The organism is Akkermansia sp. RCC_12PD (assembly GCF_036417355.1).
Classification (GTDB): Bacteria; Verrucomicrobiota; Verrucomicrobiia; order Verrucomicrobiales; family Akkermansiaceae; genus Akkermansia.
The window spans coordinates 239,052-261,114 of sequence record NZ_CP143889.1; the positions used below are offsets into that span (position 1 = coordinate 239,052).

14 protein-coding genes are annotated in these 22,063 nt (G+C 50.4%); 13 read left to right on the top strand and 1 reads right to left on the bottom strand.

The window, feature by feature from the left end; all coding sequences use genetic code 11:
• Positions 1–65: 65 nt before the first annotated feature.
• The 4 genes from V3C20_RS00970 (at position 66) to V3C20_RS00985 (ending at position 14,414) form a co-directional block, all read left to right on the top strand.
• Positions 66–6,413, top strand: a complete 6,348-nt coding sequence (locus V3C20_RS00970) for an MG2 domain-containing protein (RefSeq protein WP_130083354.1) — start codon at positions 66–68, stop codon at positions 6,411–6,413.
• A 148-nt stretch (positions 6,414–6,561) separates the two neighbouring features.
• Positions 6,562–7,476: a DMT family transporter gene (locus V3C20_RS00975; protein ID WP_130083353.1), complete on the top strand. Its 915-nt coding sequence runs from the start codon at positions 6,562–6,564 to the stop codon at positions 7,474–7,476.
• Between the two features lie 540 nt (positions 7,477–8,016).
• Positions 8,017–13,857 (top strand): RHS repeat-associated core domain-containing protein, encoded by a 5,841-nt coding sequence (locus V3C20_RS00980; protein ID WP_240042128.1) that lies wholly within the window; start codon positions 8,017–8,019, stop codon positions 13,855–13,857.
• A gap of 5 nt (positions 13,858–13,862) precedes the next feature.
• Positions 13,863–14,414: a hypothetical protein gene (locus V3C20_RS00985; RefSeq protein ID WP_130082905.1), complete on the top strand. Its 552-nt coding sequence runs from the start codon at positions 13,863–13,865 to the stop codon at positions 14,412–14,414.
• A 113-nt stretch (positions 14,415–14,527) separates the two neighbouring features.
• Here V3C20_RS00985 and V3C20_RS00990 read toward each other — a convergent pair whose 3' ends face one another.
• Positions 14,528–14,746, bottom strand: a complete 219-nt coding sequence (locus tag V3C20_RS00990; RefSeq protein WP_330935407.1) for a hypothetical protein — start codon at positions 14,744–14,746, stop codon at positions 14,528–14,530.
• 50 nt (positions 14,747–14,796) lie between these two features.
• Between V3C20_RS00990 and V3C20_RS00995 the strand changes: the two genes are divergently transcribed.
• From V3C20_RS00995 to V3C20_RS01035, 9 genes are all read left to right on the top strand, one after another.
• Positions 14,797–15,030 carry a hypothetical protein gene (locus V3C20_RS00995; RefSeq protein WP_149877190.1) on the top strand — a complete coding sequence of 78 codons (234 nt, stop codon included), beginning with the start codon at positions 14,797–14,799 and terminating at the stop codon, positions 15,028–15,030.
• 19 nt (positions 15,031–15,049) lie between these two features.
• Positions 15,050–15,631: an RHS repeat-associated core domain-containing protein gene (locus tag V3C20_RS01000; RefSeq protein WP_330935408.1), complete on the top strand. Its 582-nt coding sequence runs from the start codon at positions 15,050–15,052 to the stop codon at positions 15,629–15,631.
• Positions 15,632–15,675: 44 nt separating this feature from the next.
• Positions 15,676–15,909 (top strand): hypothetical protein, encoded by a 234-nt coding sequence (locus V3C20_RS01005; RefSeq protein ID WP_330935409.1) that lies wholly within the window; start codon positions 15,676–15,678, stop codon positions 15,907–15,909.
• A complete protein-coding gene (locus V3C20_RS01010; RefSeq protein WP_130082909.1) occupies positions 15,909–16,298 on the top strand; it encodes a hypothetical protein in 390 nt (129 codons plus the stop codon). The genes V3C20_RS01005 and V3C20_RS01010 overlap by 1 nt, the downstream gene beginning before the upstream one ends.
• A gap of 1,882 nt (positions 16,299–18,180) precedes the next feature.
• Positions 18,181–18,825 (top strand): hypothetical protein, encoded by a 645-nt coding sequence (locus tag V3C20_RS01015; protein ID WP_149873413.1) that lies wholly within the window; start codon positions 18,181–18,183, stop codon positions 18,823–18,825.
• A gap of 238 nt (positions 18,826–19,063) precedes the next feature.
• Positions 19,064–19,207: a hypothetical protein gene (locus V3C20_RS01020; RefSeq protein ID WP_153812528.1), complete on the top strand. Its 144-nt coding sequence runs from the start codon at positions 19,064–19,066 to the stop codon at positions 19,205–19,207.
• Between the two features lie 76 nt (positions 19,208–19,283).
• Positions 19,284–19,517, top strand: a complete 234-nt coding sequence (locus V3C20_RS01025) for a hypothetical protein (protein WP_149874711.1) — start codon at positions 19,284–19,286, stop codon at positions 19,515–19,517.
• 159 nt (positions 19,518–19,676) lie between these two features.
• Positions 19,677–20,459 carry an RHS repeat-associated core domain-containing protein gene (locus V3C20_RS01030; RefSeq protein WP_238623760.1) on the top strand — a complete coding sequence of 261 codons (783 nt, stop codon included), beginning with the start codon at positions 19,677–19,679 and terminating at the stop codon, positions 20,457–20,459.
• Between the two features lie 546 nt (positions 20,460–21,005).
• Positions 21,006–21,809: a hypothetical protein gene (locus V3C20_RS01035; RefSeq protein WP_130082913.1), complete on the top strand. Its 804-nt coding sequence runs from the start codon at positions 21,006–21,008 to the stop codon at positions 21,807–21,809.
• Positions 21,810–22,063 lie beyond the last annotated feature (254 nt).

Genomic DNA, 22,063 nt, shown 5'->3' on the forward strand with positions numbered 1-22,063 from the left:
GACATTCCTCATTTTGTAACCTACTTGTAACTTGCCAAACTTCCTTTGTGAAGTAATGTGGTGGAATGAACAAAATCTTTTCCGCTCTTCTTCTGGCGGCGGCTTTTCTGTTTTCCGGAGCGCCGTGTACGGCAGCCGTTCCTGCCTCCGCTCCGGAGCAACGGGAGCAGTCCATCAAGGACATGGACAAACTTCTGGATAAAAGGCTCTTCAAGCAGGCCGCGGAACAGGCCCTGAAACAGCTTAACGAATACGACGACCAATACAGCGGAAAGGATCTGGCCCTTTACTACCGCGCCCTCCAAAATTTGAACGGCCTGAATGATTCTACGAATCTGGACACCATTCTTCAGGAACAAATGAAACGCCATGGAGAAAACCCATGGTTCCTGATGGCCGCCGCCGAACTATATCAAACGGCCAGCCACACCTTCAAACTGGCGGACGGCAAGTACATCCGCGTCAGCCGCCCCTGGCAGGGCGAATATTCCGGACAAAAAAGGGACAAAGTGGAAGCTCTGCGCTGCCTTTTGAAGGCAATGGACATCGCGGAACGGAACAAGGACATGAAACTGCTCGGCCTTGCACGGTTCATGATGGCGAAGGCACTCTTGAAGAATTATGGTTATTACCAGCCTTTCTCCGCATTCCAGACTTATGCGGCCCTGGGCAACCTGACCGGGCTTGAAAAGCTCCCGGGTTACGTTTCCAACCAGGAAGCCCCCGAATTCCGCAACGTTTCCACGCTGCCCGTTGTCGTGAACCCAGCCACGGGAAAAACGGAAATCGTCTTCTACCACGCTTCCTCTTCCTGGAGCGCAGCTAGGAATGACGGCGAACGCGTACGCTGGCTGCTGGACGCCGCCGTCCGGGCGGACCCGGAATTGGAAAACGAGGTCAGCCTGTTTACGGCATCCTGGTGCCGCAATCTTCTTTCCTATGCGAATACGGCTCCGTATCAGGAATTCGTGTACGGTCCCGGCAATGCGGGATCGGTGGAGGGCATCAACCCTGCGGATTTGAAAACGGACCAGACTGTCGTCAGAACGGACCGGACGGACAAGGGCCAATTCATGCTCATCACGCTGCCGCCGGATTACGACTTCATCCGGATTGCATCCCGGGTGACCCCTTCCCCCTATCCTGCGGAACCCTATCTGGATGCCGCAAAAATCATCAGTGGAGAATTTCTGGTGCGCAACCAGCGCCCGGCAGCCGCCGATGTTCTGAAAAAGACACTGCAAACTTACAAGGACATGCTTCAGGCGCACCATGAACGCGGCGGTGCCAAACCGCCGGAATCAGATGCAGAAGAGACTGTAGAATATACGGATGACACTACCGACTCTCTTCAGGAGGAACTTGCCTCCATTACGGAACCTAACGGAGCATTTGAGGAGGACGAAAGAACGCTGCTTTCCGGAGAGCCCGTCTCCATGGCGTTCATTTACAGGAACGCCGCCAGCGCCTCTATCACGGCACGTCCCGTCAATGTCAGGCTGTGGCAGGAGGAGCGCATAAACACCCTTCTTGCCTCAAAAAAACTGGGGAAAAACTATGAAAAAAAATATTCCGGGTTTGATACCCTTCTTTCCAATCTGTTGAATGACAAATCGGCCGCCCGTTACCTGGGGAAGGAAATCAAGGGGGAAAGCATCAGCCTGGAACCCGGGAATCAGCATCTGGACCGGATCGCCCAGCTATCCGTACCTGTCAGTCAGCCGGGATGGTACCTCCTGACCGTCACGCTGAACAACGGCTACCGTTTCCACCGCCTCCTCTCTCTGTCCGACCTGGTGCTGATCCGCCGTTCCATTCCGGAAGGCAATCTCTGGTTCCTGGCGCAAGCCAAAACGGGAGTTCCCGTGGAAGGCGGCAAAATCAGCCTGGTGCGCTACAGAGAAAACAAAACGCTTCAAACAAAACAAGTGAAGGGAACCACGGATAAAAACGGCGTTCTGGTAGAAACACTGCCTCCGAACGACAGCAATTCTCCCACCTACTATAATCTCCTGGGCATCGCTACACATGGAGACAGCTACGTCGTAACAGGAGGGAGGAAGGAATGGTACTCCGGCGAATCCCGAATGTCCCTGAACAACAAGGTTTCCAGCTCCTATGGCTGTTTCTTCCTGGAAAGCCAGCCCGTTTACCGGCCGGGCCAAACGGCCCGGTTCAGAGGGGTCCTGTTCCGTCCGGATTTCGCCAATCCCGGTACAAAAGACTGTGCCGGAAAAAAATTGACGCTGACGATCCTCAGTCCCATCGGCGACAAGGGAATTTTCCCGGAACAAACAGTTACTACGGACGCCACGGGCGGCTTTGACCTGGAATTGTTCATCCCCCACGGAGCGCCTTTGGGCCAGTACAGGGCAACACTGGATTTCAGAGAGGCGGATCGCATTCTGTATGCCCCCCTGTTCCGGATGGAAGAATACAAAAAACCGGAATTCACCGTCAAGATGGACGCCCCTGATAAACCCCTCAGGCTGGGACAGCCCATCCCCGTTTCCGTCCAGGCGGACTATTATGCGGGTGGCCCGGTGAGCGAAGGAAAGGCCACCATCACCATCACCCGTACTCTGGGAGCGGAAGTATGGACCCCGTACTGGAAATGGAGCTGGCTGTATTCCAGGAAATCCAGCCCCTACTATACCTGTTTCACGTCCGACCCTCCCCTAACGGTGCTGGAAAAAACCATTCCCCTGGACAAGGAAGGCAAGGCCACCGTGGAACTCTCCACGGAACAGGACGCCAGGGACTTTGCCTCCCAGGACATCACCTACCGTATTTCCGTCAGCGTCACGGATGCCTCCCTGAGGGAAGTCTCCGCTTCCGGCCAGGTGATCGCCACCTGCCGCCCGTTCAATATCTTCACCTCCCTGAGCCGGGGATACGCCCCTGCGGGAGTGCCGGTCCGGGCCACCATCACGGCAGCCACGGCGGACGGCGTCAAGATCGGGAAAGCGAAAGGAAAGTCGATATTGTACCGCGTCCATGCGGACTCCAGCCGGCAGTCCCTGGCGGAATGGGACGTGGTAACCAATGAGGAAGGCTCGGCTTCCCTCACCTTCCAGACAGGGGATTCCGGCCTGTACCTCCTGCAAACAACGCTGGAGGACAGCCAGGGTGGCAAGGTAGAAAGCTCCCGCCAGTTTCTTTCCTATGGCACGGGAGAACACCATCCCTTTAAAATAAATCCCCTGTCCATCACTCCGGACAAAAACGAGTACGCTCCCGGAGAAACCGCCAGCCTGCTCATTGCGTCCGACTATCCGGACGCCCACGTCTGGACCTTCCTGCGCAATTCATGGAAAAACGAATCCCGCCGCCTGGTCGCGCTGGACAGGCAGACGGCCCTGGTGGAATGTCCCCTGACCCGGGAAGACATGCCCAACATGGGCGTCAACGCCTTCACCGTACGGAACGGGGAGCTGCACCAGGCATCCGCGGAATTGCTGCTGCCGCCGGCCAGCCAGATGCTGGAGCCTGCCGTCTCTCCGTCCAGGCCCCGGTACCAGCCGGGCGAAAAGGGCCGCATGACCGTACAGGTCAAGGGACCGGACGGAAGCCCAGTGAAGAACGGCATTGTGACTCTGGCAGTTTATGACAAGGCGCTGGAATACATTGCCCGGCCCAACGTCTCCAACATCGCCGAAACCACGTGGGGGGGGTTGAATGGGACCCGTTTCCTCAACATCAGCGCCATGCAGGACAAAGGGACGGAAATGGAAAACGGGCCGGACCAGCCCTATTTCGAACCTCTCGCCGAACCGGACCTCTCCATGCCATTCGGAGATTTCGCTGGTGGAATTGGGAGGGGAGGGAGCAGAACGGGAGATTTTGCCATAAGTAAAAGATCGGCAAACGGCATGCTGTCAAAGGGCATGTCATTTCCTCAAACACCGCCAACGCCGGTCATGCAATCAATGCGTGACGCAGAAATGGCGGATGCCTTTGGAGAAGAAGAAGTAGAGGATGAACGGCAGGGCGCCTCCCCCGCGATTCAGCTGCGCACCAATTTTGCGGACAGCATCAAGTGGTGCGGCACACTCAAAACGGACGAAGAAGGCATGGTTGCCGTCCCGGTGGACATGCCGGACAACCTCACCACGTGGAAGGCGGCCGCCTGGGTGGTCACCTCCGCTCTGCAGGTAGGGCAGGCTTCCGCGGAATTCCTGACCACGAAGAACTTCATGGTCAGCTTGCAGGCTCCCCGCTTCTTTGTGGAAAAGGACATCGTCATGCTCAGCGCCATCGTCCGCAACCGGACGGACAAGGACGTGCTGGCCCGCATCTCCATCACCCTGAAAAACGGCTGCCTGAGCCTGATGCCCGGCAACTCTCCCGCCCTGAACGGATTGGGCGCCGGAACGGACAACGCCGCCTCCAGGAAAGTGACCGTCCCCGCCCAGGGGCAGGTGACCGTGAACTGGTGGACCACGGCCATCAGGGAGGGAACCGCCACCGTAGCCATGGAAGCGGCCGCAGGCTCCCTGGGAGACGCCATGCAGATGGACTTCCCTGTGCTGGTGCACGGCATGAAGCAATTGCACGCGGACAGTACCGTCCTGCTGCGTGGGGACCAGGAACGGCAGCTCACCATCAACCTTCCGCAGCAAAGGCGCAGGGAGGAAAGCCGGCTCGTCGTCAAGGTCTCCCCCAGCATCGCCCTGAGCATGGTGGAAGCCCTGCCCTATCTGGCGGAATACCCCTACGGCTGTGTGGAGCAGACGCTCAACCGCTTCCTGCCCGCCGTCATCGTAACGGACACGCTCAAGCAGCTTGGTCTGGACCCCGGCCAGGCGCTGGAAAGCCACCGCAACCTGAACCCGCAGGCCATACGGGACAAGGCGTTTTACGACAAAATCATGGAACGTCTGGAACGCAATCCCGTATACAGCGAACGTAAACTGAAGGCCATGGCAGAAAAGGGCATTCGCGACCTCCGGGAAAAACAGCTTTCCGATGGCTCCTGGGGATGGTTCGGCGGAGCGGACCGGGGAGACCCGGTGATGACCGCCCACGTCGTCCACGGCCTCAAGATTGCCGGAAGCACGGTCAAGCTACCGGGGAATATGCTGCTCCGCGCCGTGTCATGGCTGACCGGCCACCAGAACAGGCAGCTGGCCCTGCTCGTCAAGGGGGACGCCTACCGGAAACTGGAAAAACAGCCTGACGGCCCGGCAACGCAAAAGGCTATCCGGGAACTGGGAGACTACCGTCTGACGGCCTCCGCGTCAGACGTGCTGATTTATTCCGTGCTTGCGGAAAACGGCGTCCGGAACCTCCAAATGGAACGCTACCTGTTCCGCGACAGGCTGGAACTGCCGGTCATCAGCCAGATCCAGCTTGCGGAAATTCTGCTGGACGCCCACCGCATGGACGACTTCAAGGAAATAATGCCCGTCATCTCCCAATTCCTTCAACAGGACGACTCCCTGCAAACCGCATGGCTCCGCCTCCCCAACCAGGGCTACTGGTGGCGCTGGTACGGCAGCAATGTAGCCACCCAGGCGGCTTACCTGAAACTGATGGCCAAGAGCGATCCCAAAAACCCCGTCACGTCCCGCCTGGCCAAATGGCTGCTCAACAACCGCGCCAACGGCTCCTACTGGAATTCCACGAAGGATACGGCGGACTGCCTGGAAGCCCTGTCCGCCTACCTCTTCCAGACCCGGGAAGGCATGGAAGACATGGAGGCGGAAATTCTCTATGACGGCGTTCCGGTGAAAACCGTTTCCAGTACCAAGGAAACCCTCTTCACCTTCGACAACGAATGGAGCATGAGCGGCAAGAACCTGACGGACGGCCAGCACCGCATCACCATCCGCAGGAAAAAGGGGAACGGCAGCATCTATGCCGGCTCCACGCTCAGCTACTTCTCCCTGGAAGACCCCATCCCCGCCGCAGGAAACGCCGTCACCGTGGAACGTTCCTACTACCGCATGGAAAAAGAAACGGTAAAGGAAGACTCCGTGAAAGACACGCAGACGGACGCCGGAGAACTCGTCTCCCGCGGCCGCGACCAGACCCGTCGCACGCTGCTGAAAGACGGGGACATCATCGCCAGCGGAGACATCATTGAAGTGGTGATGAGCGTAAAAACGAAAAACGACGTGGAATACCTGATGCTGAGTGACCCGAAGCCGGCTGGCTGCGAATCCCGGGACACCGTCAGCGGATACGCCTGGATGGGCACCGTCTCCGGCTACAAGGAAATAGGCGACGAGGAAATACGCGTCTTCCTCTCCTCCCTGCCGATGGGCGAATACCAGATCAGCCACCGCCTCCGCGCCGAACGCCCGGGCAGGTTCAGCGCCCTCCCCGCCGTTCTGGAAGCCATGTACGCTCCGGAACTCCGCGGCAACAGCCGGGAACACAAGATCAGCATTTCCATGCCGAAGCCGTAACTCCGGAAAACGGGAACGCCGCATCCCCCCTGCGGCATTCTCCGCACTACATTCAGGGAATAGGCACACCGCAGGAAATACGGTAAAAACTCTTGCATTCCTTCCCCGGAAGCGGACAATGCCGCCTCCGTAAACACAGGACGCCAAGATGGAATCCGGAACCTTGAAGGGACACACCGCCATGGCTGCGGCCGCCGTCATCTGGGGTCTGATGTCCCCGGTCAGCAAACTGGTCATGCAGGGAGGGGAAGTAAGCTCCGCCTCCCTGGCTACATTCCGGCTGCTGGGCGCCGCCGTGCTATTCTGGCTGGCTTCCTGTTTCGTGCCCCGGGAAAAAATCGACCCCCGCGACCGTCTGAAGTTGTTTTACGCCTCCCTGTTCGGAATCATCTTCAACCAGATGGCCTTTACCGTAGGCGTGGGTTTCACCTCCCCGGCGGATGCCGCCATCATCACGACCATCACCCCCATCCTGACCATGATTCTGGCGGCCTTCGTACTCCGGGAAATGATCACGGGGCGGAAGGCGGCGGGCGTATGCGCCAGCGCCGTCGGGGCCGTCCTGCTGATTACCGGGGGCAGCCACACTCCGGCCGCACCAGGAGACAACAACCTGCTGGGGGACATCCTCTGCCTGGCATCCCAATGCAGTGTGGCCGTTTACTTCGTGTTCTTCAAAAGGCTGATCGGCAAATACTCCCCTGTCACGCTGATGAAATGGATGTTCACATACGCCGTATGCGCGTGCCTGCCCTTCACTTTCCGGGAAGTCTCCTCCGTTCCCTACTCCAGCCTGTCCCTCCAGACGTGGACGGGCATCGCCTATGTGGTCGTGCTGGCCACCTTCGTCAGCTATATCTGCCTCTCCTTCGCACAGCAGCGTCTCAAGCCCACCGCAGTGAGCATGTACAACTACTGCCAGCCGGTCATCGCTTCCTCCGTGGCCGTCCTGTGGGGCATGGACCAATTCGGCTGGCTGAAAACGCTCTCCGTCCTGCTGGTCTTCACGGGTGTCTTCCTGGTAACGCGCGGCAAGGCGCCGGCAGCCATGCAGGAACAATAGGCCGGCCAATCCGCTCCAGTAAATCTATCTAAGTTAATAGATTATATAGTTTTTCTTTTATTCTGTAGCCTTGCTCAAAAATCGTTAAAAACGTGTAAAAACGCACCAAAACGCAAGAAAAGTTGCACCACTTTAGCACCACCATTTTTGCTGCAGTAGCGGAAACCGCATGAGAAAAGGAGTCATTGCCAGAATTACAAATAGCTGGCGGAAGAACTGGAAAGCAGAAAGACTTCTCGTAATTCCTGTAGACTTCGTAGTTTTTTACAGGAATGTGACAGGAGGCAGGAAAAAATGGTCTTCTATCAGAAACTTTTCTCTAACAGATAGAAAATATTAATGTCTATGATACAAACAAATTGATGTTAAAAATAGTAGTGTAGTTTATCCATAATAAATTCCCATGATTTCATAACGTAAATATGGAAAATTCGGGATAATTACATTGACATGAGATGCGGACATATGCTACTGGGGAAATGATCATGGAGGACAGCCTTCCTCTCATTTCGTTCATCAATCCCAACACCTTAATACCTTATGAACACTCCAGCTGCTACTCCTGGCAGCAAGTCTTCTTCCATTCCTGCTTATCGCAAATGGTACTTCGGCTCTACGGCCAAACCCATGCTGCGGGGCATGCGCACCGCTTCGGAGCCCGATCCGCTGCCGTTTGAACCAATCCACGAAAAAGACAACCACAAAGTAGGTCCTCCCAGCACCTCGGCGGACGGGTACAACACCTACGGCACCTTCACCATCCCGGAAGGAGCCGATGGCAAAAAGCTCTACGGCACCTGTTCTCTCTTCCTGGGGGTGGACGACTGGGGCAGTCTGGAGGTGAAGGACTCCGGCGGCAAGGTGGTGGCGCAGGTGGACCTGAAGGAAAACTCGCAGGAGGCGGGAGACAAGGGCGGCCACAAATACCACACGGGCACCGGCGGGGCGCAGCTGCCTTCCGGTTCCTACAGCTGGGAAGTCAACCAGACCAACATCGACTACAAGCCTGAAAAAGACAACGTCTCCATCTGCAACTACAGCATCGACGTGGTTCCGACGGAGCCGGGCGGCAAGGAGGAACCTGAGAAGTGCCCGTGCGAGGGAGACACGTGCGACAATAGCGGCGGAACGCCGCCCTCCCCGTCGCTGGCCCGGTCGGGCTCTGCGGCGGGTGTGAAAAGCAGCACACTGGGGAACTACTCCTCGGCAGGGTGCAGCGTGACGGCGGAAAGCACGGCTACGCTGATGTACTGGTCGTGCAACTTTGGGGCATTCAGGGGGCTGGGAAATCTTCCTGCGGGGCGGTTGGAACTGAGGGCTGAGGAAAACATCTCCGGCCTGGAAAACCCGGTGTCTCTGGCCTACAACCATCCCTTGAACAGCCGTCTGGACGTGCCCGAAGGGGGCATTGTGCCCGGAGTGCGGTTCAATCTGGTGCAGGGAGACCGGGTGATTGCGATGCGCTGCTACACGGACGGGTCCGTGCTGCCCATCGGGGTGGACACGTCGGGCGGAGGGCGCGCGGCTCTGGCCACGGTGGAGGGGCAATCCTGCCTGCAATGGACCGTCATGGATGGCAGCGCCTACCTCTTCTCGGCGGAAACAGGAACGCTCCTCACCTACACCACGGCCGACAGGCAGGTCATCTCCAATGTCGCCACTTATCTGGACGTCAGGCATGCCCAGGACGGCTCCCTCAGGCAAATCTGGAACCTGTGGGACGGCCTGCTCAACGTGGAAAACGTCACGGCCGCGGGCTACCTCATCGCGCTCTACACGCCGGGGCAAATCACCGGAACGGACGAACAGGGATTTTATAGCGTTACAGGCGTTCCCTTCAAAACGTTTGCCCTCTCCCTTTCCACGGACGGCCAATTCACCATCACGGAGCAGACGCCGGCCAGGCAGCCCTATGCCGTCACCTGGTGGAAAAACGGCCTGGCGTGGAACATGCGGAGGGGGACGGGAGAAGAGGCGATTACAACCACCCGCACGCGCACGGAGGTGGAACCGGAAGACTCGGTCTGGCAGCTGGTGACGGAAATCTCCAAAGGGGGCATCATGGCGGCGCGCACCTGCTCCATCTATCAAACGACGGACGTAGGCGACCTGCTGCTCACCCGGGTGGAAGGCTACCAAAGTCCGGAGGCGCAAACCACGCAATACGCCTACGACCAGTGCGGACGGCTCAAGACGGAAACGGCTCCCGACGGCAGCCAAATTCATTACGCGTATGACCTCTACGGCCGGCTGCTTACCCGCGACGAACCGTGGGCGGAAAGCGGCAGGCGCATCACGCGCTACACCTATGCCTATTCGGGAGAAGCCGACTTCAACGACGAACCCGCCACGGAAACGGTAGACCTGCTTCCACTGGAAGGGCACATCAAAACGCTGGCGTCCACCGCCTGGAAATACACGACGGCCAACCACGTCAAGAGGACGGAAAAGAGGGTCACGGGGTCAGGTGTGACGGGCACGCACCTGACGGCCACGGAACAATGGCTGGCCGGCGCGCCCGATGTCTACGCCCGCGGACGCACCCGGATGACCCGGGACCTCAACGGCGTGCAAACGTGGCACGACTACGCGGCCACGACGGAACACGGTGCCCTCTACACGGAAACGGTTGAAACGCGCCTCAACGGGGAAACCGTGCCGGGACAGAGCACGCGCACCATTACCTGGATCACGGCGGAAGGGCAGCGCGTCAGGGAGGAAAGCCACGTTCTGCTCAGCAGCGGGGAATGGGCCATCACAGACAGCGCCTCTTACGAATTTGACACGCAGAACCGGTGGGTGAAAAAGACGGCTGGCAACGGCCGGGTGACGCAGCGCGAATTGATGTGCGACGGGCGCCTGCTGTGGGGTATTGATGAAGACGGCGTCAGAACGGACTACGCCTACGACACGGCAAGACAATTGATGGAAACAACCCGCTCCGGCGTGACGGACGGGGAAACCGTCGTCACGCCGGAAACCATCACCACCTACACGAGGGACGCCCAGGGGCGTGTGCTGCAAACACGCACGGACACGGGAGCGATGACTACGCAGGAAAGCACGGCATATGATCTTCTTGGAAGAACAATCTCCACCACGGACGTCCTGGGCCGGGTCACCACCTACGCCTACAGCCAGGACGGTTTGACGACCACGCGTACCATCCCCTCCGGAGCCACATTCATCACGCGCAGCGCCCCGGACGGAACGGTCCTGGAAGAATCCGGCACGGGACAGCGTCATGTCATCCATTCCATTGACTTGGCCAATGACGGCGTTCGGACCTTCACGAAAGCCATCTGTGGTGAGACGGAAATCGAGCTGCAAAGAATGATCGTCAACGGAGCCGGGGAAACCCTGCGCACGGGCGTCCCCAACACCGTCGGCGGGTTCATGTACACGAGAAACACCTACAACGCCAAGGGACAGCTCACCAAAACACAGACGGATGCGGAAACCGCGGCCACAACGATGGCCCCGACCCTGTGGGAATACGATGCCTTCGGCAACAGAACGAAAGAAACCTGGAAGCTTGCCGATCCGGCCACCGTATCCAACTCGCGCATCACCGCGTGGAGCTACGGCGTGGAGCAGGCAGAAGATGGCGTGTACCGTGTCGTCACGGCAACCAGCAACAACGGCCAGGGCACGACCTATGACGAGACGCAAAAAACGCTTCTCTCCTCCCTCTCGCCCACGCTGGAAAGCAAGGTCATTTCCATCGACCCCAGAGGAAATATATCCACGCAGTGGAGCGAATACGGCGCGGGCGCTCTGCGGACGCAGAAAAGCAACATTCCCACCTCCAGCATCACGGCTACAGCCACGGTTATCGACGGCTTCACCACCGCGCAGACCGACTACGCAGGCATCGTAACCAGCCAAACCCGCACCTATGCGGAAACCGGCATCGTCTATACCCAAACCGACGGCCGGGGCAACACGACCACGACGAAGACCGATATTGCGGGGCGCACCGCCTCGGTGACGGACGCGGCGGGCAACACGACTTCCACCGCCTACAGTCCTTATTTCGACCAGCCTTCCGTGGTCACCAACGCCCTCGGGAATGCAGCCCATTACAAGTACGACGTCCGGGGTCGCAAGACGGCGCAATACGGCACGGGCGCCCAACCCCTGATCTTTGCCTACGACGAAGCCAACAGAATGGTAAGCCTCACCACGTTCAGGGAGGACGCGGGGGACATCACCACCGATCCCACGGGACGCACGGACGGGGACCTCACCACCTGGAGCTACGATGACGCCACGGGCCTGCTCATCCGCAAAACCTACGCGGACGGCACCCATGAGGACACTACCTACAATGCCCTGAACCTCAAATCAACGCTCACCGACGCGCGGGGGATCGTCACCACCTGGGGCTACAACCTGAAAAAGGGGGTCAACACCTCCGTCTCCTACAGCGACTCCACGCCCGGCATCCAATACGCCTACAACTACCTCAACCAGCTGATGAGGGTGACGGATGCTTCCGGTACGCGCACCATCTCCTACAACCAATACAGCGAACCGGACACCGATAGCATCACGATAGGGGGAGCCTCCTACCAGCTCCAGGAAAACTACGATATCTACGGCCGGTCCTCCGGCTACGCCTTAAAGCAGGGAACCACCGTTCTTCAGGAAGTCAGCCAGGGGTATGAAGCCAACGGGCGGCTTGCCAGTGCCGGAATCATGCACGGAGGAGAAGAACAGACATTCGCCTACAGCTATCTGGCAGGAAGCAGCCTGCTCTTCAGCCTGGCGATGCCCAACGGCATCGTCAGGGAACTTGCCTATGAAGAACACCGCGACCTGGCAACAGCCATCAACTACCATCTGGGAGAAACCGTGCCGGTCTCGTGCACCCAGAGCTACGACGCATTGGGACGCCCGGTCACCCGCACCCGGCAGCGGGGAACCGAAGCTGCCCGCAATGACAGCTTCAGCTACAACGGCAGAAATGAACTCACCGCAGCTACCCTGGGCACCGCCCCCTACGGTTACAGCTACGACAACATCGGCAACCGCAAGACGGCGCAGGAACTGGCCGAGGAACTCGCCTACACAGCCAACGAACTCAACCAGTACACCCGCATTGAAGAAAGGGGGGAAACGCCTTTTGTGCCGACGTACGACGCCTCGGGCAACCAGACGCTGATCAAAACATCAACGGGTATCTGGACGGCCGCTTACAACGCGGCCAACCGGGCGGTGAGCTTCACCAGCCGGGACGGCGCTACGGTGGTGGAATGCGGGTACGACTACCAGGGCCGCCGCTACATGAAGAAAGTAACCGTCAACGGAACGGTCACCAGCCATGAACGCTACCTGTACCGCGGCTACCTGCAGATAGCTGCGCTGGACATGCTCAACAGCCGGAACGTGCTTCGGACACTGTTGTGGGATCCTCTGGAACCGGTGGTCACACGGCCTCTGGCTCTGGTGCAGGATAATGCCCTGTACTGCTATGGCGTTGACTTTAACAAGAACGTGACGGAGGTGTTCGACGCGCAGGGAACAATCGCGGCGGCTTACGATTACTCACCCTATGGACAGGTTGCTTCCACGGGAGACCTTGTCCAGCCCGTGCAGTGGTCCAGCGAGATGAACGACGAAGAACTCGCCCTGGTCTATTACAATTACCGCTATTACAACCCGGCTGATGGCAGGTGGATTAATCGCGATCCCGTCGCCGAAGAAGGGGGATGGAATCTTTATGTCATGATCAATAATAATGCTATAAGTTGGATTGACATTCTAGGATCGGAATTTAAAGCTAATCAAACCGAAGGCTCATTAGCTCAAGGTAATATGCCTGTTGGTTGGTATGGAAAAACCACTCGGCCTATACCAAAACCTGAAGGTGAAAATGAGATTTCCGAGGAATGCGTGGAAGGAAAACGAAAGAAAACATATAAAGTTTCTATAAAGAAATCAAAAAAATTTAATGTTACTGTTGATTCATATGTAGCCAACGATCAAACCGGGCGAGCGTACACGGCTAATGGATTGGTTGAAATTCGAGCACACGAGCAAAGACGGGTTGATGTTTATCAAAAGGCCTATGACGTCTATCTCAAAATATTTGAAAAAGAAATCACCGATAAATGTTCTAAATCAGGGTTGAACAAGTCCCAGGCGACTATTTATAAACGTAAGTTAAAAACTTGGTTGGAAGGAAAACAATCCCTTGCTAAAGGCAAGTTTTTAAATTGGTCGAGTAAACAGCAGCAGAAGATTACAAATGAAAATCAAACATATTTTAATGAAGAAGGAGGCAGATGGTTAGAAGCTGGGGGACTGTTTGACTCCATTGGATCTCCACATCTGGTTGGAGAGCCTGAACCTATAGATATGAGTTGCCCACAATAATAATCATGATGAACGCAAACGTTTTTTTACTTTTTTTGTTCTTTGCTTCCTATGCTTTATGTTCAGAAGTGAACATTGAGGTAGGCGCTCGGTTTGAACCTACCAAAGTTATACATGATCCCGATATATTTTTCATTATAGATATAGTCAATGAAAGCCAAAAAGATATAATGATAAAAAAATTGAACGGCGAAATCATGGACTGTGGAATTGAATTGTGGATATTCGAAAAAGCTGTGAAGCTTTGGCCCCGGGCTGATGCGGAAGGAAAAAGAGAGGATGCGTTCATCTTATGGGACAGAGAAACAATAAAGGCTGGAGAGAAGAAAAGAGTTGTATTGAAATTGAGGGATCTTATGAGCGGGTATTCTGAAAATGACGATCTTGCCCGCACAATAAAGGAAGAAGTCTCATTCTTAAGATCAGGAACGGGACGCGTAGTGCTTAAATACTACGATGCTGACGAGGAGGAAAAAATAGCTGAAGGCAAGTTCGATTTGGAAAAACTCAATGAAGAACAGAAGAGGAAAGCCTTGCCCCCGGCCAAAAAAACGTGAATCAGGAATCATTCAAAAAAGTTGGCTTTTGTATGACTGGATCAACGATCACTTTCTTTGGCTGTTGAAAAATCAGTGTATGAAAACTCACCTCAGGCGAGCCCCCCTTCACATCACGAACCCTCCCCTGAGGCCGGATGCGCCCCCCCCACGCTGTGGGCATGAAACGCATTTCCTTCAATGCCGGGGAGCTCTCCCCGGAACTCTTCCAGAGCGCCGATCTCAACGCCTTCCACCGCGGCGCCTCCACCCTGGTCAACAGGAACGCCTCCCAGATGGATTCCCTGCGCCGCCGCAGGGGCATGGCCCCCTTCGCGGAGGCCGGGGACCACTCCCGCCTGGCCCCTACATCTACTCCAATTCCGGCAACGAGCGCTTCCTCATGGAAATCTCAGGGGATGTCCTGCACGTCCTCTCTCCGAATTCCGGCGAAGAACTCGTGGAGGAACTCGCCTACACGGCCAACGAACTCAACCAGTACACCCGGATTGAAGAAGGGAGGGAAACTCCCTTCGCACCGCAATATGACTCCAACGGCAACCAGGTATTCATCAAGGCCGCAACGTATACAATGTGCCAGCCGGGACGGCAATACGGTGGTAGAATGCTGCTATGACTACCAGGGCCGCCGCTACATGAAGAAAGTAACCGTCAACGGAACGGTCACCAGCCATGAACGCTACCTGTACCGCGGCTACCTGCAACTAGCGGCCCTGGACATGCTCAACCGCCGGAACGTGCTCCGGACACTGTTGTGGGATCCCCTGGAACCGATGGCCACGCGGCCTCTGGCTCTGGTGCAGGATAATGCCCTGTACTGCTATGGCGTTGACTTTAACAAGAATGTGACGGAGGTGTTCGACGCGCAGGGAACAATCGCGGCGGCTTACGATTACTCTCTCTATGGACACGTGGCTTCCACGGGAGACCTTGTCCAGCCGGTGCAGTGGTCCAGCGAGATGAACGACGCGGAACTCGCCCTGGTCTATTACAATTACCGCTATTACAACCCGGTTGATGGCAGGTGGATCAACAGAGATCCCATCGCTGAAGAAGGGGGTTGGAATTTGTACGGGTTTGTTAAGAACGACGCCATAAGTAAAAATGATTTATTGGGGATGGCTGTAACTACTTTGGATACGCCTGCAGGGATACAAGCTATAATAAATTTGGCTAAAGTTACAGGAGCAGGAGTTGAATTACGGCCAATCAATTAAACAATGAATGTACAATAGTCCATCAAGTAACAGATCCTCCTGTTTTGTTTAATGTTGAGTGTGAACAAGAATGCTCTCGTCAGAAATGGTATTATTTGCCATGTTTTAATAAAGAAGGAACAGGTTTTAGAATGGGAAGAATGGTGTGTACTCAAGGATTATTCAAAAAATATTGGAAATTTATTGGTTGGGAAGGTGCCCCTTATGGTTGTAGTGCTGCTGGTCAATGTGGTTCTTGTTGTGATAATGGCACTGTAACTTATGAAGATAAACTGTGATGAATAATGCGATTAAAGTTATTGTTGCGGCAAAATACTATATTATAGGAGTTTTATTAGGGATTTTTTTATGTTGGCCGTTTGATTACCTTCAACTGGAGAATGCTGATGGGTATGCCGAATATAAAAAAGCCAGATCAGCATATGAAAGTTATTTGAAAAAATACGGTAAAGAACCTTGCAATATTAATTTCCTTCCCGAAGACATCAGGGAGAATATAGGAAAACACGATTATCCTATTAAATTTATCGAGGAAACAGGAAATTTAACATATAAGTATCCTAGGCCATATCCTTATGGAAAATCCAATTTGATTGATTATATCTTTTGCAAAAAAATGGTAGTAGGCAGTATTATAGGTCATATAGATGATAGGAACTGCAAATGATACTGACAGTTCATAAAAAATTCGACTTTTTGTCTAATAGAAAAAGGCATTTGTTCCGGGCTACTTGGAATTGAGAATCAATCGTCTTAAGAATCAAAATACTACCTCTCATACTAATTTGTGGCCTTATTCCAGTGGATTGTTATTGTGGTCTCACGAGCGAGGTTTATGGACAACAGATTAAGTAATTTGACTCTATGGGGATTGTTACAAAAATAGAAATAGTAATCCTCCGGGAAGATGGTCTAGAGTTATAATAACGTACCCTTTTTGATCAATGAAAATTAATTATAAATTTAAAAAGCATTTTATATATATTAAGAGAATATAAAAGAAAAACATATAATGAATTATTAAAACATGAATACCCAATAACTGATCTTGTCACTATTGAAAAAGATACATTAAGTATAGAAATAATTCTTCTTGAAAAATATAGAGATCATCTCCTATTAGGGTTAGACGTTACTTTGCTTGGATCGAAAAAAATATGTTGTAAAAATTCAATTAGAAGAACTTTTACTGTATATAATAAATAGGTCCAATACAATTTAAGAAGGAAATTTCTGAATAAAGAAAGTAATAAATAGCACTGTTCAAGAGACAGGAACTGGTTAATAACGCTAGTCCGCTTTTGTTTCCCTTCACATCTTGTTCCCTTGCGTGCGCTATGTGTAACAGACTTTTCAAAATTACCCCGTTTACCTGTATACTATGATTCAACTCAAATAAATTCAATGCACTAAAACAGTAGTTAAATTCACTACAAAAGTTAATATTCATAATTCATATAATTTTAATCCTGAATGGTTTTCAACGCATCGCACAATTATGAATGAGTTGAAAACAATAGATGTTGCAATGCTTCAGTCAATATGTGGATGGTCTGATTTTAATCATGACGGAACATGGGAAGAAACTGAAGAGCTTTAATTATATATGAAAAAAACAAGTATTATTTCTATATTTTTGCATATATCACTATTACTTGTAGTATTGAATATCTTAAGAGCTAATACTAGCGATTTAAATGTAAGAATAGTTATAGTGCTAGTCGTTTTAAATTTGATATCTATAACTTCAGCATTCTTGATTATTTTTTGTGTAAAAAATAATAGAGTAAATGTAAAAAACGCATTAATAAATAAGTCAAATATTTCATGTAAGTTATTAATATTTGCAATATTTACGATGTTCTTTTTGTACATGAAAAATATATTTGAACATCTATTTGCTAATTTTTCAAATGAAGCGATCAATATATCTTATTTAATTATCATATCTACTGTTTTTTTATTGTGTGTATTATATTTTTTTATCAAAATATTAGTTTTTAACAACTTGTATAAGAAAATCATTGTTTCTATCTTTTATCTAGTTTTATTGATATCTTTATTGATTGGATGGATATTTTATCTAGCATTTTCTATTGGTAACTTTTCTGAAGTATTTATCAATTAGACGGCGCAGTCACAAGACGAGTCCTGAAAAAGACAAAATATGTTTATCATCAATTAATCGATGCATTAATGAACAGAATACTTTAATCTTGCCTTGCCTAATCTCCCTAGCTCACTCATCTGAAATCATTGATAAACAACTTTAAACTTCTGTAGTTGCCATTCGAATACCGTTGGTAGAAAAAAAATGACGTTACAAGATTATTCTGTATAATTCCGATTTGTATTAATGATCTTAATAAAGATGGGAAGCTATGTAAGGGATTTGGTTGTTGCATAGGAGAAAATAAAACAAAAATTCCTCATACTGTGGCTGTACAACAATTAACTGCGGAAGTGAATAGGTTGCTTAACAGCGAAGATTGCCCATGCAAGAATGTTTGCATTTTATCCGGACCAATAAATCAGTGAAGATTCCATCTATGAATATATTTTTATTTTGTTTTTTAACTTTATTTTTTTCTTATAGTCTATTCGGGAAAAATTCAGAAAAAGAGGTAGTTGTTAATATTTCTAATATGTCCGATATAGAAAAAGCTAATTTTTCTAGCATTTTATTATATATTGATGATTCCAATGTTTCTTGGAATAACGTATTAATATACCTAATGAAAATTAATTCAATTGGTGTAAAAGATATCAGCATGGGCAAAAATGGTGATATTATAAATATATCATCGAATGGGATTGAAGATGACATCAAGGTAGTTAGGTATTCTGTCGATAAAAAAACAAAAATAAATTTTAAAAAAGAAATTAATATTGACAGCATCAATCATTCGATAGGTCAATATGTATTGATATATTGGCCCATAAATGCATGGAGGAATGACTGTCTAAGAAAAATCAGCGTAATGATTTTTAAAACAAAAATAGACTCTTTAAAAGATAAGAAAATAGGATTGAATTTTTGTATTGATAAAAACGTTTCCATTGGTGATGTTTTCTGTTATCTATCTGTACTATCTCAACATCGTAATTGTGTAGGAATAGTTTTTTCATACAATTTTATCTTCAATCCTGAATATTATCAACTCTCTCCAAATATCAGTTCTGAACTTCCTTAAATGTTTTCTTGCAGCCCCAGGCTTACGCCAGGGCGCGTGTTGCCTGAATACTACAATGCTGGCGAGAAGGGGAAAATAGCTGAAGGCAAGTTCGATTTGAAGAAACTCAAAGAAGAGCAGAAGAGGAACACCTTGCTCCCGGCCCAAAAAGTGAATCAGGAATCATTCAAAACCAAGGTGCCCCTTTCATATCACGAACACTCCCCCGAGGCCGGATGCGCCCCCCCATGCTGTGGGCATGAAACGCATCTCCTTCAACGCCGGGGAGCTCTCCCCGGAACTCCTCCAGCGCGCCGATCTCAACGCCTTCCACCACGGCGCCTCCACCCTGGTCAACAGGAACCCTCCCAGATGGGGTCCCTGCGCCGCAGCAGGGGCATAGCCCTCTTCGCGGATGCCGGGGACCACTCCCGCCTGGCCCCTACATCTACTCCAATTCCGGCAACGAGCGCTTCCTCATGGAAATCTCAGGGTATGTCCTGCGCGTCCTCTCTCCGAATTCCGGCGAAGAACTCGTGGAGGAACTCGCCTACACGGCCAACGAACTCAACCAGTACACCCGGATTGAAGGAAGTAGGGAAACGCCCTTCGTACCGCACTATGACTCCAACGGCAACCAGACATTGATCAAGACCGCAACGTATACAATGTGCCAGCCGGGACGGCAATACGGTGGTAGAATGCTGCTATGACTACCAGGGCTATCGCTATATGAAGGAAGTAACCGTCAACGAAACAGTCACCAGCCATGAACGCTACCTGTATCGGGATTATTTGCAAGTAGCGGCCCTGGACATGCTCAACAGCCGGAACGTGGTCTGGAATCGGTAGCCACGCGGCCTCTGGCTCTGGTGCAGGATGCCTCTCTTTACTGCTATGGCGTTGACTTTAACAAGAATGTGACGGAGGTGTTCGATGGGCAGGGAACTGTTGCGGCGGCTTACGACTACTCTCCCTATGGACAGGTTGCTTCCACGGGAGACCTTGTCCAGCCCGTGCAGTGGAACAGCGAGATGAACGATAAAGAGTTAGAGCTGATCTATTGCAACTACTGTTCTTACAATCCTGCCGATGGCAGGTGGATCAATCATGACCCCATCGCTGAAGAAGGGGGATGGAATCTCTATCTTTCAAATGGTATAACATATTTATCGGATTATATAGGGCTTAACAGATATATTACACATTTTGATATAGCAGGGTATGGAGGATCTGGAACAACAACACTACATGTTGGAGTAGCAGTAGATCAATGGATTGAAAAAGAGGGGAAATATATTAAGAATGGAATTGTAACATATGATTTTGCGGCTGTTTTAACAGAGAAAACGGGGTTTTGGTGTTCTGTTGGGAATATTCTGAATTGCATATCTTCTATTGTAATTGCAAAAGGAAAAATGGTATCATCAGAAGGTTTAAATCTTGAATCTCCCATTACAATGAATTCATCTCCATGCCAAGATATCGAGATGCTTTCTAAATTGAAGGAGGATGAAGCAGATCCGCCATTATATAACTTGATATTCAGTAGTTGTATAATATGGTCTAGTAATGCTGCAGCATATGGAATGGATAAACCAGGAATTGGGAAATGTTGCAATCCGGACGGAACAATATTTAAATCCAATGAATAAATTATCTAAAAATCCGTTAACATACATTTTAGTTTTTTTATTTTACTGTCATTATTTGCGATACATGACTATATGGTAGTATACTGTAAAATGCAAAATTTGATTGTAGACAGCGTATGGAAAAATATTCATATATTTATTATTTTTCTAATATTATTCTTTTATATATCTTTGTTATTTTTATCAAACAGAAAAGTAAGAAAGTGTATAATTATTAGCATTTTTATATTATTATTGTTTCTGTTTATGACATTAACGGTAGTTTGTATACCCTAATAAGTCTGGAATTATACTCGTATTTTTTTACTTATTATTTATATAAAAACAGATGAAAAAATTGCTTATCAAAAATTTTATGAGGCAGCGAAACGATATCAAACGCTGAAAAAAAAGACATATTCAAGTTGTTTTGAATTATGTCTGGCTATGGCAGAATATGCAAAGGTATTTTTAAAAAGTGATTTAGGAAAAGGAATGATTGAAATTTCTGCTAGATATTGTATTACACGTTGTAATAAAATGCACAAAGGATTAGATTGATAAAACATGAACCATATCATCAATATAGCTATATTCAGTGTTATGATTATAAATGTTGCCCAGGCACGGGATGATATAGCAACCTTGAAACAGATGGTTCAATCTATAGATTCATTTCAAGATTGCGATGTGATGAAATTTATAGATTCCAATCCGGATTTGAACGACATTGCAAGATTTGCGCAGATTCCATATTATCGGGATAGGTTTGAAGCGTGGAAGAATGCTAAGACAGTTACCTCTGGTGTTATCAAATTTAAAAAAGACAATATAGCCGGGAGGTCCAATGATATTATTGGAATAGATAGGCAAACCAGAAAACCTGTTCCGAGTTTCTGTATGTTTGGCGGTCGAGATGCTGCAATTTACATATATCAAGTTTTAAAAATAGGGCAAACCATGTATTTGTGCCACCAATGGTATAATGAATCATGGAAGCCTGCCCATAATGAATGGGGAATGTCCAGCGTAATAATTAAACACGATTCTCCGCAAAACAGGGCCGTTATGTTTTTTTTGGATGAAGAAAGAAAACCATATTTCTTACCATGTGGCGTTGCTTCAATCTTGTATGAAAAAAAAGATCAGAAGATTGTATTAACATTTTTTGATCGAAAGAATCAGCTTGCTGAATTAAATAATGCAGGATACCGTATTTCTAAAATAGAAGCTTCATATGGCACTGATGACGTAACGTGTTATTTGAATGATGAAAGAATTGATATGCAATGGTTCAAAATGGGAAATTGGAGAGAAATGATGATTTATAATTTGTGGACTTACGGTAATGGAATCGACTGGAAGGACTGACGAGTTAATAAATTGTGCGATTCATGGACATCGTTTCAATTCTGAAATAGAAAGGAACAATGAAAATGGATTCCAATCAGTACATTCCCATCTCCTATGCCACTTTCAAAGCTCTGCACCGGAATAACATTTCGTGCTACAATATAATGCCCTTGGCAATCAGATCTTGGTCAAAACTTTAATAAGAGTCTGGATAGTCGTGCACAACGCTGTCAACCGGGCGATGAGTTTCACCAGCCAGGACGACAATATAG

What these genes read in the sequence shown, in the direction of transcription:
- V3C20_RS00970 (WP_130083354.1), top strand. Translation starts at nt 66, where the DNA reads ATGAACAAAATCTTTTCCGCTCTTCTTCTGGCGGCGGCTTTTCTGTTT.
- V3C20_RS00975 (WP_130083353.1), top strand. Translation starts at nt 6,562, where the DNA reads ATGGAATCCGGAACCTTGAAGGGACACACCGCCATGGCTGCGGCCGCC.
- V3C20_RS00980 (WP_240042128.1), top strand. Translation starts at nt 8,017, where the DNA reads ATGAACACTCCAGCTGCTACTCCTGGCAGCAAGTCTTCTTCCATTCCT.
- V3C20_RS00985 (WP_130082905.1), top strand. Translation starts at nt 13,863, where the DNA reads ATGATGAACGCAAACGTTTTTTTACTTTTTTTGTTCTTTGCTTCCTAT.
- V3C20_RS00995 (WP_149877190.1), top strand. Translation starts at nt 14,797, where the DNA reads ATGGAAATCTCAGGGGATGTCCTGCACGTCCTCTCTCCGAATTCCGGC.
- V3C20_RS01000 (WP_330935408.1), top strand. Translation starts at nt 15,050, where the DNA reads ATGAAGAAAGTAACCGTCAACGGAACGGTCACCAGCCATGAACGCTAC.
- V3C20_RS01010 (WP_130082909.1), top strand. Translation starts at nt 15,909, where the DNA reads ATGAATAATGCGATTAAAGTTATTGTTGCGGCAAAATACTATATTATA.
- V3C20_RS01015 (WP_149873413.1), top strand. Translation starts at nt 18,181, where the DNA reads ATGAATATATTTTTATTTTGTTTTTTAACTTTATTTTTTTCTTATAGT.
- V3C20_RS01020 (WP_153812528.1), top strand. Translation starts at nt 19,064, where the DNA reads ATGAAACGCATCTCCTTCAACGCCGGGGAGCTCTCCCCGGAACTCCTC.
- V3C20_RS01025 (WP_149874711.1), top strand. Translation starts at nt 19,284, where the DNA reads ATGGAAATCTCAGGGTATGTCCTGCGCGTCCTCTCTCCGAATTCCGGC.
- V3C20_RS01035 (WP_130082913.1), top strand. Translation starts at nt 21,006, where the DNA reads ATGAACCATATCATCAATATAGCTATATTCAGTGTTATGATTATAAAT.